Here is a 14,895-nt window from a genome sequence, read left to right as displayed (position 1 = left end):
CGCCAAGGGCGAGCGGATGCGCCGGCCGCGTCGGGCAGGATGGATCCCCGTGAACATGTGGTTGCAGTGGCTGCTCGCCATGACCGTGAAGAGCCGTGGCAAGCCGGAGCTCGGCATCGGCGACGTCGCGAAGACGTCGTTCGTGGTGCTGCCGACCGACATCGACCTGCTCGGGCACATGAACAACGGCCGCTACCCCTCCTACATGGATCTCGCGCGCGTCGACATGACGAACCGCACCGGCATGTCGGCGGTGCTCTCGAAGGCGGGCATCTACGCGGTGGTCGGGCAGTCGTCGATGGTCTACCGCCGCAGCCTCGACCTCTGGCAGCGCTTCGACATCGAGACCGCGGTGCTCGGCGCCGACGAGCGCGCCATCTACCTGCAGCAGCGCTTCGTCGTCGACGGCGAGCTGCACGCGCGCGGCGTCGTGCAGGGCCGCTTCATCGAGAAGGGCGTCGGCACGGCGAAGACCGCGCGCGTCATCGAGGTGCTCGAGGCCGCCGGCATCGTCGTCGACCTGCCCGAGCTCGACCAGCGCGTCGCAGACTGGGCCAAGCTCAACGCGCTGCCGCCCGCTCGCGCGAGCCACGCCTCCGACTGGGCCGGGCGCATCCCGCGCTAGTCCGCCGTGCGGCTACGGGCGCAGCAGCTCGAGCGCCGCGTGCGCGGCGTTGTGGCCGCCGAGCCCTGAGACGGCGCCGCCGCGGCGCGCGCCCGAGCCGGCCATGAGGATCCGGGCGTGCCCCGTCGCGACGCCCCACGCCTCGGCCACCGAGGTGGGCTCGTGCTCGAGCCAGGGCCACGACAGCGGCCCGTGGAAGATGTTGCCGCCCGGCATCGCGAGCGCCTCCTCGATGTCGAGGGTCGTCCTCGTCTCGATCGCGGGCCCCGCCCCGCCCTCGAGCAGCAGCGGCCGGATCGGCTCGGCGAGCACCGAGTCGAGCGACGCGACCACCGCCTCCTCGAGCGCCACGCGCATCCCGTCGTTGGCCTCGGGGGCGAGCAGCCGGTCGGGCACGTGCAGGCCGAAGACGGTGAGCGTCTGGGCGCCGGATGCGCGCAGGTCGGGGCCCAGGATCGTCGGGTCGGTGAGCGAGTGGCAGTAGATCTCGCACGGCAGGGGATCCGGGATGCGGCCGCCCGCCGCCTCCGCGTAGGCGCGCTGCAGCTGCGTGTAGGTCTCGTTGATGTGGAAGGTGCCGCCGAAGGCCGCCCCCGGCGCGACGTCGTCGAGCAGCCGCGGCAGGCGCGACAGCAGCATGTTGACCTTCACCTGCGCGCCCTCGGGCCGCGGGGTGGCGACGCCCGCCTCGCCGAGCAGCGCCGAGAGCACGTGCGGCGCGACCGCCGAGAGCACGAGGTCGAACTCGGCGGTCAGCTGCGTGCCGATCGCGAGCCCGGGCGTGCCGGTCGGGAGCCCGCCGACGCGCTCCTCCCACGTGACCTCGCCGTCGGGCGTGACGCGGGTGACGGTGACGCCGGTGAGGATCTTCGCGCCGGCTGCGCGCGCCGAGGCCTCGAGGCCGCCCGAGACCTGCCCCATGCCGCCGATCGGCACGTCCCAGTCGCCGGTGCCGCCGCCGATGACGTGGTACAGCAGGCAGCGGTTCTGCTCGAGCCCCGGGTCGTCGAGCGCGGCGAACGTGCCGATGAGCGCGTCGGTCGCGATCACGCCGCGCACGAGGTCGTGGCCGACGGCCGCCTCGATCGCGTCGGCGATCGGGGCGTCGACGATCTCGGACCACGCGGATGCGGCTCCCGCGCCCTCCCGCGCGGCCTGCCGCGTGGGCAGCGGCTGCGTCAGCGTCGGGAACAGGGCCGCGGCGAGCCGCGTGGTGCGGTCGTAGAACGCCGCGAACCCGTCGGCGTCGTCGGCGGCGCCGATCGCCGCGAACGACGCGCGCGTGGCCGCCTCGTCGCCCGCGTCGACGAGCAGGCCGCGGTCGCCGCCGGGCACGGGCGTGTAGGAGGAGTAGCGGCGGCGGGCGAGCCGCACGTCGAGGCCGAGGTCGCGGATGATCTGCTCGGGCATGAGGCTGACGAGGTAGCTGTAGCGCGACAGGTTCGCGTCGAGCCCGTCGAACGCCTGCGCCGAGACGGCAGCGCCGCCCACGTGCGGCAGCCGCTCGAGCACGGTGACGTCGACGCCCGCGCGGGCCAGGTAGGCGGCGGCGGTGAGCCCGTTGTGGCCCCCGCCGATGATGGCGACGCTCGGCACTGCTGCTCCTTCGCTGGGGCGCCGACGCACGCGGTCGGCGCCGGACTCGACCCTGCCGAGGCCAACCCAACCACACGTGGCTCCCCGGCGGCGAGGCCCGGTGCGCCGCCCGGCGCCGCGGCCCGCCGTCCGCGCGCGCATACGATATGCGGCATGACCGACCAGCCCAGGGACGACGACTTCGACGCCCTCATCGCCGAGGGCATCGAGCGCGCGGAGGCGCAGCGGCAGCTCGCGTCCGACGACGACGAGCCGATCGTGCCCGACGGCGCCGGGCTCGGGCTGACCGAGCCGATCCAGGTCGTCGACGAGCAGGACGCCGACGAGGACGCGCCGCTGCAGGCGCCGCCGCTGCCCGACTCGGGGCCGGCGTTCGAGGTCGACGACGCGACGTTCGCGGCCGCGGTCAACCCCTACGTGCCGGTCGAGGCGCCGGGGCTCGCGCGCTCGCCCGAGGAGCCGCCCGCGAGCGGCTGGTCGCTGTCGCAGGAGGTCGCCGACGTGCCGACCGTGCAGATGGACGTCGCCGAGCTGCAGTCGGAGCTGGCCGCCGTCGCGCAGGCGCCGGTGCCCGAGGATGCCCGCGTGGTCGAGTCGGCCGACACGGCCCCGCCGGCCCCGCTCACGCGGCGTGCCGTGCACCCCCGACCGACCGACGCCGAGGACGCCGTGGCGCGCGAGCACCACGCGGTGACCCCCGAGCCGCAGCTGCCGCCGCAGGACCAGCCGCGCCTGGGCGGGCTCGCCGCCGCCGTCTCTGCGCGCGCCCGGGCCGCCGAGCCGCAGCTGCCGCCCACCGAGCCGATGTCGGCGGTCGAGCTCGAGCACGAGCTCGCGGCACCCGCGCCCGCCCCGGCCGTCGAGCCCGGGCCCGCTCCCGAGTCCGTCGCATCCGCCCCCGCACCGGTGCCGACGCCTGCACCTGCGCCTGCAGCCGCGCCGACGCCTGCACCCGAGCCGCCGGCACCAGCGCCCGAGGCCGTGCCCAACCCGGTCGCGGCGGCCCCCGCGCCGGCACCGGTCGAGCTGACCGACCCGGCCACCGACGACGCGCTCGCGCTCGCGGCGATCGAGCGCGTGCGCCGCTGGCTCGACCGGCCGGGCGCCGCGAAGCCCGACCGGGCCGCCGAGCGGCTCGCCGGCCTCCTGCAGGACCCGGCCGGCCTCGACTTCGCCATCGGCTTCGTCGACAAGGTCGTGCGGCCCGAGGACCCGAAGGTGAGCGCCCGCAACTTCGAGGCGCTCAGCCGCGACATCCCCGGCTTCCTCGACTGGTACCTCAAGCTCGGCATCACGGTCGGCGGCGGCTTCGGCATCGTGACGCCGAAGCTCATCATCCCGCTCGTGAAGCGGGCGATGCGCGAGATGGTCTCGCACCTCGTCATCGACGCGACACCGGGCCGGCTCGCCCGCCCGCTCGCGAAGCTGCGCGAGGACGGCACGCGCCTCAACATCAACCTGCTCGGCGAGGCGGTGCTCGGCGAGGACGAGGCCGCGAGCCGGCTCGAGGGCACGACCGCGCTGCTGCGCCGCGACGACGTCGACTACGTGTCGATCAAGGTGTCGGGCGTCGCGCCGCAGCTGCAGCTGTGGGCGTTCGACGAGACCGTCGACCATGTCGTCGACCGCCTGCTGCCGCTCTACCGGCTCGCCGCGGAGTCGAGCCCGCCGAAGTTCATCAACCTCGACATGGAGGAGTACCGCGACCTCGACCTCACGATCGCGGTCTTCGAGCGCTTCCTCACCCGGCCCGAGCTCGCCCGGCTCGAGGCCGGCATCGTGCTCCAGGCGTACCTGCCCGATGCGCTCGCCGCCTACCGCCGGCTCGCAGCGTTCGCGAAGGAGCGCCGCGCGAACGGCGGCGCGGGCATCAAGGTGCGGCTCGTGAAGGGCGCGAACCTCGCCATGGAGCGGGTCGACGCCGCCCTGCACGGCTGGCCGCTCGCGGTCGTCGGATCCAAGGCCGCGAGCGACGCCAACTACAAGCGCGTGCTGCAGGAGGCGCTGCTGCCCGACAACGCGTTCGCGGTGCGGCTCGGCGTCGCGAGCCACAACCTCTTCGACCTCGCCTACGCGGCCGAGCTCGCCCGCCACCACGGCACCCACCAGCGCATGGACGCCGAGATGCTGCTCGGCATGGCCGCCGACCACCGCGCCGCCGTGCGCGAGGACTTCCCGAGCCTCATCCTCTACACGCCCGTCGTGCGGCCCGACCAGTTCGACGCCGCCGTCGCCTACCTGATCCGCCGGCTCGAGGAGAACGCCTCCGGCGAGAACTTCATGTCGAGCATGTTCTCGCTCGACGACCCGGCCGTGTTCCAGCGCGAGCGCGACCGCTTCCTCGCGTCGCTCGAGCTGCAGCGCGCCGAGGACGCCGCGGGCGCGCCGCGGCCCACCCGCACCCAGGACCGCCTGGGCGACCTCGCCGTCTCGGTCGCGCATCCGGACGGCTTCGAGAACGAGCCCGACAGCGACCCGTCGCTCGCGGCCAACCGCGCGTGGGCGCGGCAGATCGTGCAGCGCGCCGCCGACTCGCAGCTGGGGCTGCGCACCCTCGAGCTCAACCGCATCGAGGACTGGCCGACGCTCGAGCGCCGCATCGACAAGGCGGCGCAGGCCTCCGACGGATGGGCGGCGCTGGGTGCGGAGCGTCGGGCCGAGGTGCTGCGCGACGCGGCCGAGACGCTCGGCGTGTACCGGGGCCGCCTCATCGAGGTGATGATGGCCGAGACGGGCAAGACGCTCGCCGAGGCCGACCCCGAGGTGTCGGAGGCGGTCGACTTCGCCCGCTACTACGCCGAGCAGGCGCCGCTGCTCGAGCAGCTCGACGACGCGCGCCCGAAGCCCGTGCACCTCACCGTCGTGACGCCGCCGTGGAACTTCCCCGTCGCGATCCCGTGCGGCGGCGTGACCGCGGCGCTCGCGACCGGCTCGGCCGTCATCCTGAAGCCCGCGCCCCAGGCTCGGCGCTCGGCGGCGGTGCTGTGCGAGGCGCTGTGGGAGGCGGGCGTGCCGCGCGAGGTGCTCGTGCTGTGCGACGTGCCCGAGGGCGACGTGTCGCAGCGGCTCGTCTCGCACCCGGCCGTCGGCAGGCTCATCCTCACGGGCTCCTCGAAGACGGCCGAGCTCTTCACCTCCTGGCGCAGCGACCTGCCGCTCGTGGCCGAGACGAGCGGCAAGAACTCGATCATCGTCACGCCCTCGGCCGACCTCGAGCAGGCGGCGGCCGACATCGTGCGCAGCGCCTTCCTGCACGCCGGGCAGAAGTGCTCGGCCGCATCCGTCGTCATCCTCGTCGACACCGCGGGCGACAGCGAGCGGTTCCGCCGGCAGCTCGTCGACGCCGCGTCGACGCTGCGCGTGGGCTCGCCGCTCGACGCGCGCACGCACATCGGCCCGCTCATCGAGCCGGCGTCGGGCGCGCTGCTCGAGGCGCTCACCACGCTCGAGCACGACGAGGAGTGGCTGCTCGAGCCGCGGCAGCTGGATGCGTCGGGCCGGCTCTGGTCGCCCGGCATCCGCGACGCGGTGCTCCCGGGCGCGAGCACGCACCTCACCGAGCTCTTCGGCCCGCACCTGTCGCTCATCGAGGTCGACACGCTCGACGAGGCGATCGAGGTGCAGAACGCCACGGAGCTCGGGCTGACCGCCGGCATCCACTCGCTCGATCCCGACGAGGTCGCGCACTGGCTCGCCGAGGTGCAGGCCGGCAACCTCTACGTCAACCGCGGCATCACGGGCGCGATCGTGCGGCGGCAGCCGTTCGGCGGCTGGAAGCTGTCGCAGGTCGGGCCCGGGGCCAAGGCCGGCGGACCCAACTACCTCGCGACGCTCGTCGACTGGGAGCCCGTGCCGTCGGAGCCCAAGAAGTCGGTGCGCCTGCACGGTCTCGACAAGCGGGTCGCCGAGCTCATCGAGGCGGCGACGCCCGCGCTCGACTTCGTCGAGTTCGACCGCGTGCGCGCCGGGGCCAACAGCGACCAGACCTGGTGGGAGGAGGAGTTCGGCCTCTCCCGCGACGTCTCGGCGCTCGGCGTCGAGCGCAACGTGCTCCGCTACCGGCCGGCCGAGGTGCTGCTGCGCCTCGCCGAGGACGGCCAGGTCGTCGACCTCGTGCGCCTGCTCGCCGCCGCCGCCCGCACGCGCGCCGTCGTGCGCATCTCGAGCGCCGTGGAGGTGCCGAGCGGCATCGTGCGGCTCTCGCGCCACGCGCTGCCGCACGTGCGCATCGAGGAGGTCGTCGAGGAGTCGGACGCCGCCTTCCACGAGCGCATCCGCTCGGGCGAGGCGCTCGAGCCGGTGCAGAGCGAGGATGCGCTCGGACTCATGCGCGTGACCGAGCCGGTGCGGCGCATCCGCCTCATCGGCAGCGACCCGGGGCTGCGCGACGCGCTCGCCGGCAATGCTCGCGTCGCGGTCTACGACGGCCCCGTCACGACCGAGGGCCGCATCGAGCTGCTGCCGTTCGTGCGCGAGCAGGCGGTGTCGATCACCGCGCACCGCTTCGGCAACCCCGACAAGGTGCTGCAGGCGCTGCGCGTGTGACGCGCAGGAGCCGGTGCTTGACTGGCTCCATGCGGTACGGATACAAGGCCAGCGCCGAGCAGTTCTCGCCCGCCGAGCTGCTCGACCTCGTGCAGCTCGCCGAGCGGGTCGGGCTCGACAGCGCGTTCATCAGCGACCACCTGCAGCCCTGGCGGCACGAGGGCGGCCACGCGCCGAACGCGGTCGCCTGGCTCGGCATGGCGCTCGAGCGCACCTCGTCGATCGTGCTCGGCACCTCGGTGCTCACGCCCACGCTGCGCTACCACCCGGCGGTCGTCGCGCAGCAGTTCGCGACGCTCGGGCAGGTGCACCCGGGCCGCCTCATCCTCGGCGTGGGCACCGGCGAGGCGCTCAACGAGCAGGCGATCGGCGTCGAGTTCCCCGAGCTGAAGGAGCGCTTCGCGCGGCTGCGCGAGTCGGTGCGCCTCATCCGGCAGCTGTGGGCCGAGGAGCGGGTCGACTTCGAGGGCGAGTACTACGCGACCCACGGGGCGACGATCTACGACCGGCCGGATCCCGCCGACGCGGGCGCGCGCATCCCCATCTACGTCGCCGGCGGCGGCCCCGCGACGACGCGCTACGCCGCGCGGTTCGCCGACGGGCACATCTGCACCTCCGGCAAGGGCGACGAGTACTACCGCGACACGATCGTCGCGAACCTCGAGGAGGGGCTCGAGAAGGCCGGGCGCGCCTCGGCAGAGGTCGACCGGATGATCGAGATCAAGGTCTCGTACGACCGCGACGCCGACGCTGCGCTCGAGCACACCCGCTTCTGGGGCGCGCTCTCGCTCACGCAGGAGCAGAAGCACGCGGTGCACGACCCGATCGAGATGCAGCGCCTCGCCGACGAGCTGCCCATCGAGCAGGTGGCGAGGCGCTGGATCGTGGGGTCGGATGCGTCGGCGGTCGCGGGCGCGATCGCCCACTACGTCGACCTGGGCTTCACCCACCTGGTGCTGCACGGGCCGGGGCACGACCAGCGGCGCTTCCTCGAGCAGCTCTCGGAGGATGTGCTGCCGCTCCTGCCCCGCTAGCCGCGCAGCTCAGGCCGGCGCCGCCTCCGTCGCGACCCGGCGCACGAGCGGCAGCGCCGCCGACGTCACCGCGAGCGTCACCGCGGCCGCGCCGAGCGTGAGCAGCGCCCACGTGAGCACCGACCCGGGGCTCGACATCCAGAGCATGAAGGTCGGCAGGATCAGCAGCAGCGCGGCGCCGGCAGCCCCGCCCACGCCGATGACGAGCGGCAGCGCCACCTGCTGCACGATGGCAGCGCGCATGACGGGCAGGTCGACGCCCATCCGGTGCATCGCCTGGTGCTCGCGCCGCTGGTCGAGCACCTTCGCCGACTGGGCGATGCCCGCGAGCACCGCGCCGAGCACGCCCGCGATCGCGATCGTGAGCGCCGCGCCGGTCGCCATGTCGGCGCTCAGCTGGTCGGTGCCGCCGGCCATCGCCGGCGCGAGCGATGCGAAGCCGCCGGCCATCACGGCGATCGCCATCGCGCCGACGATGTTGAACGCTCCGCGCGGGTCGTCGACCACGCGGCGAGCGGCGAGCAGCGTCGCGGGGCTGCGGGCGCCCTTCGCGACGAGCCACGCGACGCCCTGGATGACGAGCGGCCCGAGCAGCGTGTACGCGAGCACCACGATCGACACGAGCGCGATCGACACGGCCGTCTCCTTCGGCACCAGGTCGAGCACCACGACGACGACGTAGGCGGCGGCGGCGAGCGCGAACCCGGCGGCGCGCCAGAGCGACAGCCGCCGGGGCCGCACCCGCTGCGCGACGCCGAGCGGCGTCACGTGCACGCGGCGCAGCGACGCGAGCGCGGCGCCCACGGCGATCGCGACGACCGCGCCGCCGGCCGCAGCCCACACCCACACGGGCGGCAGCAGCTCGGTGGGGCCGAACGGCTGCCCCTGGAACTCGATGCGCGCGAGCCCGGGCGTCACGGCGAGCGCGAGCATCGCCCCCACGAGCACGCCGACGACCGCTTGCGCGAGGGCGTCGAGCACGGCGAGCGCGGTCACCTGGCCGCGCGTCGCGCCCGCGAGCCGCAGGGCGGCGAGGCGGTCGTCGCGCCGGGCGACCGCGAGCCGCACGGCCGCCTGCGCGAGCGTCCAGACCGCCGGCAGCAGCAGCGCGGCCGCCACGAAGGCGAGGGTGAGCACGAACGCGCCCGACGACGCATCCACGACGCCGGTCTCGAGGCGCATCCGGAACGCCTCGACGCCGCCGAGCACCGCGAGGAGCGCCGCGGTCGCGAAGGCGAAGGCCGTCGCGCTCAGCACGTCGGTCGCGCGGGGACCGATGGCGCGGGCGAGCCGCAGCCAGAGCCGCAGCGCGCTCATCGCGACGCCTCGATCCACGTCTGCTGCAGCGCGTCGCGGGCGGGGTTCGCCACGCGCTCGCCGCGCACCGCGCCGTACGAGGGCGGGGCGGCGCTCGCCGCCGGCTCGTCGCTGACGATCCGGCCGTCCTGCAGCCGCACGACGCGCGAGCACATCGCGGCCACCTCGGGGTCGTGCGTGACGACGACGAGCGAGGCGCCGTGGCCGAGCGTCGCGCCGATGAGGAGGCTCATCACCGCGTCGCCCGTGGAGCGGTCGAGCGCGCCCGTCGGCTCGTCGGCGAAGACGATGCCGGGGCTGCCGACGAGCGCGCGGGCGATCGCGACCCGCTGCGCCTGCCCGCCCGAGAGCTCGCCCGGCCGGCGCGTGAGCATGTCGCCGAGGCCGAGCCGGTGCAGCAGCGCGCCGGCCGCCGCCTCGGCGCCGGTGCGGGAGCCCCCGCCGAGCATGAGCGGCAGCGCGACGTTCTCGATCGCGGGCAGCTCGGGCAGCAGCTGCCCCGACTGGAAGACGAAGCCGAAGTCGCTGCGGCGCAGCCGGGTGCGCTCGCCGTCGCGCATGGTCGCCAGGTCGCGGCCGCGCCACGCGACGCGGCCGTCGTCGGGGGCGACGATGCCGGCGAGCACGTGCAGGAGGGTCGACTTGCCGGAGCCCGAGGGGCCCATGATGGCGACGGCCTCCGGGCCGTGCGCGCCGATGGTGATCGAGACGTCGGCGAGCGCGGGCGCTGCCGCGTCGCCGGTGCCGTAGGTGTGGGTGAGACGCTGCGCGTCGAGTCGGTCGCTGTGCATGGCCCCATCCGAGCAGCGCCGGGGCCGCCGCGGGCGGGATCCGGCCGCCTTTGCATCCGGGGGCGGATGCGGATCATCCGTGCGGATGACCAGGCCCCCTTCCGTAGGCTGGTCGCGTGACGATCGCCGCAGAGAGCACCCCCGCGCCGCGGCCCGCGCCGTGGCCGCGCTCGCTGGCGATCGCCGCCGAGGGCGCCCCGACGCATCCGATCGCCATCGTGCCCGCGGCGCTCGTCTCGCTCGGCGCGGTGCTGCTGTTCTGGGTGCTCACCGACTGGGGCTACCTGCCGCTCGTCGCGGGCGTGGTCGGCGGCATCCTCACCGACCGCGCGGGCCGCTCGCGCAAGCTCGGGCAGGACCTCGCGCTCATCGCCATCGCGCTGACGTGGATCAGCTTCATCTCGCTGCACGCCGACATCACGAACGAGGGCATCGCGCGCTTCACGGTCGCGCTCGGCGGCGCCGTGCTCATCCCGTACGTCATCACCCGCTGGGGCTTCCAGGACCACGCGATCCGCTTCCCGTGGGCCGGCGGGCGCTGGACGCGCCGCATGTGGACGTACCTCGTGGCGGTCATCTTCCTCGCCTACCTGATCCTGCCGTTCTACTTCCTCACCTCGGGCGTCTACCGCAACTGGCCCGCGGTCGACGAGGCGCACGAGGTGGCGCGGCTGTTCGTGGGCGTCAACGCCGTGGGGCTGTGGGACGAGCTGTTCTTCATCTGCACCGTCTACACGCTCCTGATGCGGCACTTCCGGCCGTGGCTCGCCAACCTGCTGCAGGCGGCGATCTTCGTCTCGTTCCTGTGGGAGCTCGGCTACCAGTCGTGGGGGCCGCTGCTCACGATCCCGTTCGCGCTCGTGCAGGGCGCGATCTTCTCCTGGACGAAGAACCTCTTCTACGTCGTGACCGTGCACCTGCTGTTCGACGCGGTCGTGTGGCTCGTGATCGTGCACGCGCACCACCAGGAGGCGCTGCCGATCTTCCCCCTCGTGCACGGGTTCTGACCCGTGCTCGGGCCGCGCGCATCCGGGGTTCCGGATGTCGGCCGCCGGGCGTAGCGTCGCCCGCATGGCCATCGCACGCTACCCCTCCGTCGTCATCGACTGCCCCGACGCCGCCGCCCTCGGGCGCTTCTACGGCGCCCTGCTCGACTACACCGTCTCGGAGGCCGACGACTGGGTCGAGATCCGCGGGCCCGAGGGCCAGTGCATCTGCTTCCAGCAGGTCGAGGGCTACGCGGCGCCCGACTGGCCGGGGCAGGAGCACCCGCAGCAGATGCACCTCGACGTGGTCGTCGACGACCTCGACGAGGCCGAGGCGGCGACGCTCGCGCTCGGCGCGACGAAGCACGAGCACCAGCCGGGCGAGACCTTCCGCGTCTTCCTCGACCCCGCCGGGCATCCGTTCTGCCTCTGCCTCAGCTGACGCCGGTCGGCAGCGCCACCGCCGCCTGCACCCCGACGCGCGTGAAGCCCAGCGCGTCGGCGATCCGCAGCGACGCGGGGTTGCCGACCCGGCAGCGCCACTGCGCGACGAGCCCCGCGTCGATCGCTGCGGCCACCGCTGCGGCCGCCACCGAGCCGCCGAGGCCTCGCCCGCGATGCGAGGCGGCGGCCACGACGCCGATGTGCGCGATCGTCGAGCGCCACCGCTGGTAGCCGGCGACCGCGAGCGGCTGCGCGCCGTCGCGCACGGCCCAGTGCCGCTCCATCGGCTCCACGCCCGCCTCCTCCCACTCCTCGAGCGCGACCGCCTCCCGCACGAGCACGAGGTCGCGGTCGGTCGCCGGCACGACCTCGTGGGGCGGATGCGCGGGGCGCGTGCCCGTGAAGAGCAGGTGCGCCGAGCCGATCGCGCGCGAGCCGGGCAGCGCCTCGGCGATCGCGGCCGCGTCGCGCAGCGCCGCGCGGCCGAGCGTCCGCGTGGCGGCGAGCGCCGCGGCCGGCCCGGCGACGACCATCGCGGTGCCGAGCTCGACGACCACCACCGAGTCGAGGTCGTCGCGCGCGATGGGCGTGACGCCGTCGCCGTCGAAGGCGCGCGGCGCGGTGCCCAGCGCCTCGGCCCACGCCGCCCGGAGCCGTGCGCGGTCGCGCTGCGGCACATCCGGCATGCCCATCATGGCGACCAGTGTCGTCCTCGCGTGCGCGGGGCACGGGAGGCTCGCCAGGCCTAGGCTCGAAGCCGTGACCCGCGTGCTCCTCGACGTCGATACGGGCATCGACGACGCCCTCGCCCTGCTCACGGCCGCGCTCTCGAACGAGATCGACCTCGTCGGGTGCACGGTCGTGTGGGGCAACGTCGACGTGGCGCAGGGCGCCCGCAACACCTCCGAGGTGCTGCGGCTCGTCGGGCACGGCGACGTGCCGATCGCGGTCGGCGCCGCCGGCCCGCGGAGCGGCGCGCGAGCCGTCTTCTCCCCTGAGGTGCACGGCGCCGACGGGCTGGGCGGATGCGCCGACACGGCGCACGTGCCGGAGCTCGCGGCCGAGAGCGCGGTCGAGCTGCTGCTGCGGCTCAGCCACGAGCACGCCGGCGCCCTCGAGATCGTCGCCGTCGGGCCGCTCACCAACCTCGCGGCGGCGCTCGACGCCGACCCGACGCTGCCGGAGCGCATCCGCCAGGTGACCGTGATGGGCGGCGCCGCCCTCGCGCCCGGCAACGTGTCGGAGACGGCAGAGGCCAACATCTGGCACGACCCGGAGGCGGCGCAGGTGGTCTTCGACGCGCCGTGGGAGCTCACGATGGTCGGGCTCGACGTGACCATGACGTCGCTCATCACCGACGCGCACCGCGAGCGGCTCGCCGCCGGGGGAGCGGCGGGGCAGTTCTGCGACCGGATCCTCGACTTCTACCTGCGCTACTACGAGGGCTACACGGGGCAGCGCGCGTCGGGCAACCACGACGCGCTCGCGCTCGCGGTCGCGACGGGGCTCGTGCGCACGACGCTCTCGCCGATCGTCGACGTGACGGTCGACTGCGGCGACGGGCCCTCGCGCGGCCGCACCGCCACGACGCTCGAGGGCGCGTGGGGCGAGTGGCCCGAGCGCGAGGGCGCCCGCCACCGCGTCGTGATGGAGGTCGAGCCGGGCTTCGAGGAGCGCATGGTCGACCTGATCGCGGCGGCGCCGTAGCGCCCGCTCGCCAGCGGGACCCGATCGACCCGACGGGACCCGGTGCACCGGGTCCCGTCGGGTCGAAGGGGTCCCGGGAGCGCTACGCGACCCGGCCCATCCGCCGCACCGCCTCCTCGAGCACGTCCGGGCGGGTGCCGAGGTTGAGGCGCACGTGGTTCTCGCCGCCGGCGCCGAAGGCCTCGCCGGCGTTCAGCCCGACGCGCGCCTGCTCCAGGAACGCCTTGGCCGGCCCGGTCGAGAGCCCCACGTAGCCCGGGTCGGCGACCGATCCCGGCTCGGCGACGCGCGTGCCCCGGCAGTCGAGCCACGCGAGGAACGTCGCCTCGCCCGGCTGCCAGCGGATCGACGGCGCGTGCTCGGCCAGCAGGCGCGCGAGCAGCGCCCGGTTGCCGCGCAGCCCCGCGAGCACCTCGTCGAGCCAGCCGCGGCCCTCGTCGAACGCGGCGACGTGCGCGATGGACGCGAGGTGCGACGGCCCGTGGCTCACGACCTCCGCGATCTCGCCGAGGTCCGCGCCGGTCTCGGCGCCGCCGACGATGAGGGCGGTGCGCAGCCCGGCGAGGTTCCAGGCCTTCGACGCGCTCGTGAGCGAGAAGCCGTGCGGGTCGACCTCCCAGTAGGGCGTGAACGTCGCGTCGAACAGCAGCGGCGCGTGCACCTCGTCGGAGATGACGCGCACCCCGTAGCGCGCGGCGACCTGCGCGAGCGCCTCGAGCTCTGCCCGGGTGTGCACGGTGCCGGTCGGGTTGTGCGGGTTGCACAGCAGCAGCACCGCGCCCGCGTCGCCGACCCGGGCGCACGCATCCTCGATCCCGCTCAGGTCGAGCCGCAGGTCGTCGCCGAGCGGCGCCTCGACCACCCGCCGCTCGGCGTGCGCCGAGTAGGCGTGGAACGGCGGGTACACCGGGCTCGTCACGATCACCGCGCCGCCGGGCGGCGTCAGGAGGCGGATGAGCTCGAACGCGCCCATCATGACGTCGCTCACGAGCGCGGTGCGCGAGACCTCGACCGAGGCGCCCCAGCGGTCGGCGGCGAAGCGGCCGAACGCCTCCGCGTAGCCCGTGCCCCACGGGTAGCCGGTGTCGCCGCGCAGCATCGCGTCGTGCACGGCGCGAGTGATGGGCTCAGCCGGCAGCACATCCATCTCGGCCACCCACAGCGGCAGCACGTCGGGATCGAAGAAGCGCCACTTGATGCTCGTGCGCTCGCGCAGCCGCTCGAGGGGCACCTGCTCGAAGGGGTTCACCATGACCCCATCCTGAACGCTCGGCCGGTCCGGTGCCAGGCCCGGCGGAGCGATCAGGCCAGGGGCGGGCCGCGTCAGGCGACCTGCTCGAGCAGCCCCGTGTCGACGTCGTAGAGGAAGCCGCCGATCTGGGCGCGCTCGCCGATGAGCGGGTGCGACCGCACGCGGTGCACGTCCTGGATGATCGACAGGCGCTGGTGCTCGATCGCGCCGAGGTCGAGCCACGAGGCGTCGACGCCCGCGGCCTGCGAGATGTCGACGAGCAGCTCGCGCTCCGACTTCGAGGCCATCGCGCAGCGCGTGTGCTGCACGAGCAGGATGCGGTCGACGTTCAGCAGGTTGACGCCCAGCACGAGCGCGACGAGCGTGCGCTCGGTGGCGCGCCCGCCAGGGTTGCGCAGGATCTTCGCGTCGCCGGGCTCGAGCCCGATCATGCCGAGCGGGTCGATCCGCGAGTCCATGCAGGTGACCATCGCGACGCCCGACTTCGCGACGCCGTCGAAGCCCTGCAGGGCGAAGGTGGCGGCGAAGTCCCGGTTGTGCTGGAGGAGGTCGTCGAAAGCGGAGTCCATGCTCACAATCTAGGGCCGCGTGCGAGCAT

The 14,895-nt window shown here is 74.6% G+C and carries 12 protein-coding genes; 6 read left to right on the top strand and 6 right to left on the bottom strand.

What is annotated here, in order from left to right; all coding sequences use genetic code 11:
* The first annotated feature begins 55 nt into the window (after window positions 1–55).
* Window positions 56–625, top strand: a complete 570-nt coding sequence (locus FQ330_RS01090) for a thioesterase family protein (RefSeq protein WP_225792671.1) — start codon at window positions 56–58, stop codon at window positions 623–625.
* A 12-nt stretch (window positions 626–637) separates the two neighbouring features.
* Here the strand turns inward: FQ330_RS01090 and FQ330_RS01085 are convergent, their stop codons facing one another.
* Entirely contained in the window at window positions 638–2,221 is a 1,584-nt protein-coding gene (locus FQ330_RS01085) for a phytoene desaturase family protein (RefSeq protein WP_225792628.1), read from the bottom strand.
* Window positions 2,222–2,374: 153 nt separating this feature from the next.
* Here FQ330_RS01085 and FQ330_RS01080 point away from each other — a divergent pair, with 153 nt between their 5' ends.
* Window positions 2,375–6,766, top strand: coding sequence for a proline dehydrogenase family protein (locus FQ330_RS01080; RefSeq protein WP_225792627.1), 4,392 nt, complete (start codon window positions 2,375–2,377; stop codon window positions 6,764–6,766).
* 29 nt (window positions 6,767–6,795) lie between these two features.
* A complete protein-coding gene (gene fgd, locus FQ330_RS01075; protein ID WP_146354519.1) occupies window positions 6,796–7,800 on the top strand; it encodes a glucose-6-phosphate dehydrogenase (coenzyme-F420) in 1,005 nt (334 codons plus the stop codon).
* 9 nt (window positions 7,801–7,809) lie between these two features.
* Here the strand turns inward: fgd and FQ330_RS01070 are convergent, their stop codons facing one another.
* Window positions 7,810–9,117, bottom strand: coding sequence for an FtsX-like permease family protein (locus FQ330_RS01070; RefSeq protein ID WP_146354517.1), 1,308 nt, complete (start codon window positions 9,115–9,117; stop codon window positions 7,810–7,812).
* Window positions 9,114–9,908, bottom strand: a complete 795-nt coding sequence (locus FQ330_RS01065; RefSeq protein ID WP_146354515.1) for an ABC transporter ATP-binding protein — start codon at window positions 9,906–9,908, stop codon at window positions 9,114–9,116. Before FQ330_RS01065 ends, FQ330_RS01070 begins: the two co-directional genes overlap by 4 nt.
* Window positions 9,909–10,024: 116 nt before the next feature.
* On the opposite strand from FQ330_RS01065, the gene FQ330_RS01060 reads away from it, so the two are divergent.
* Both FQ330_RS01060 and FQ330_RS01055 read left to right on the top strand, forming a co-directional pair.
* Window positions 10,025–10,915, top strand: a complete 891-nt coding sequence (locus tag FQ330_RS01060; RefSeq protein WP_404799825.1) for a CPBP family glutamic-type intramembrane protease — start codon at window positions 10,025–10,027, stop codon at window positions 10,913–10,915.
* Window positions 10,916–10,979: 64 nt separating this feature from the next.
* Window positions 10,980–11,336, top strand: coding sequence for a VOC family protein (locus tag FQ330_RS01055; RefSeq protein ID WP_146354513.1), 357 nt, complete (start codon window positions 10,980–10,982; stop codon window positions 11,334–11,336).
* Here the strand turns inward: FQ330_RS01055 and FQ330_RS01050 are convergent.
* The gene (locus FQ330_RS01050) at window positions 11,329–12,033 is read right to left on the bottom strand and encodes a GNAT family N-acetyltransferase (RefSeq protein WP_146354511.1); all 705 of its coding nucleotides are present in this window, start codon (window positions 12,031–12,033) and stop codon (window positions 11,329–11,331) included. The genes FQ330_RS01055 and FQ330_RS01050 overlap by 8 nt on opposite strands.
* A gap of 64 nt (window positions 12,034–12,097) precedes the next feature.
* On the opposite strand from FQ330_RS01050, the gene FQ330_RS01045 reads away from it, so the two are divergent.
* A complete protein-coding gene (locus FQ330_RS01045; RefSeq protein WP_225792626.1) occupies window positions 12,098–13,045 on the top strand; it encodes a nucleoside hydrolase in 948 nt (315 codons plus the stop codon).
* Between the two features lie 82 nt (window positions 13,046–13,127).
* On the opposite strand, the gene FQ330_RS01040 is transcribed toward FQ330_RS01045, so the two are convergent.
* Both FQ330_RS01040 and FQ330_RS01035 read right to left on the bottom strand, forming a co-directional pair.
* The gene (locus tag FQ330_RS01040; RefSeq protein WP_146354507.1) at window positions 13,128–14,297 is read right to left on the bottom strand and encodes a MalY/PatB family protein; all 1,170 of its coding nucleotides are present in this window, start codon (window positions 14,295–14,297) and stop codon (window positions 13,128–13,130) included.
* A 71-nt stretch (window positions 14,298–14,368) separates the two neighbouring features.
* On the bottom strand, window positions 14,369–14,866 hold the full coding sequence (locus FQ330_RS01035; protein WP_128189097.1) for a beta-class carbonic anhydrase: 498 nt from the start codon (window positions 14,864–14,866) through the stop codon (window positions 14,369–14,371).
* Window positions 14,867–14,895: the final 29 nt, after the last annotated feature.

This window comes from Agrococcus sediminis, from assembly GCF_007923295.1.
Classification (GTDB): Bacteria; Actinomycetota; Actinomycetes; order Actinomycetales; family Microbacteriaceae; genus Agrococcus; species Agrococcus sediminis.
The sequence above is the reverse complement of the archived record's forward strand: the minus strand, read 5'-3'. Positions and strand labels throughout refer to the sequence as shown.

Coding starts and splice junctions, on each gene's coding strand:
- FQ330_RS01090 (WP_225792671.1), top strand. CDS start 56: ATGTGGTTGCAGTGGCTGCTCGCCATGACCGTGAAGAGCCGTGGCAAG.
- FQ330_RS01080 (WP_225792627.1), top strand. CDS start 2,375: ATGACCGACCAGCCCAGGGACGACGACTTCGACGCCCTCATCGCCGAG.
- fgd (WP_146354519.1), top strand. CDS start 6,796: ATGCGGTACGGATACAAGGCCAGCGCCGAGCAGTTCTCGCCCGCCGAG.
- FQ330_RS01070 (WP_146354517.1), bottom strand. CDS start 9,117: ATGAGCGCGCTGCGGCTCTGGCTGCGGCTCGCCCGCGCCATCGGTCCC.
- FQ330_RS01065 (WP_146354515.1), bottom strand. CDS start 9,908: ATGCACAGCGACCGACTCGACGCGCAGCGTCTCACCCACACCTACGGC.
- FQ330_RS01055 (WP_146354513.1), top strand. CDS start 10,980: ATGGCCATCGCACGCTACCCCTCCGTCGTCATCGACTGCCCCGACGCC.
- FQ330_RS01050 (WP_146354511.1), bottom strand. CDS start 12,033: ATGATGGGCATGCCGGATGTGCCGCAGCGCGACCGCGCACGGCTCCGG.
- FQ330_RS01040 (WP_146354507.1), bottom strand. CDS start 14,297: ATGGTGAACCCCTTCGAGCAGGTGCCCCTCGAGCGGCTGCGCGAGCGC.
- FQ330_RS01035 (WP_128189097.1), bottom strand. CDS start 14,866: ATGGACTCCGCTTTCGACGACCTCCTCCAGCACAACCGGGACTTCGCC.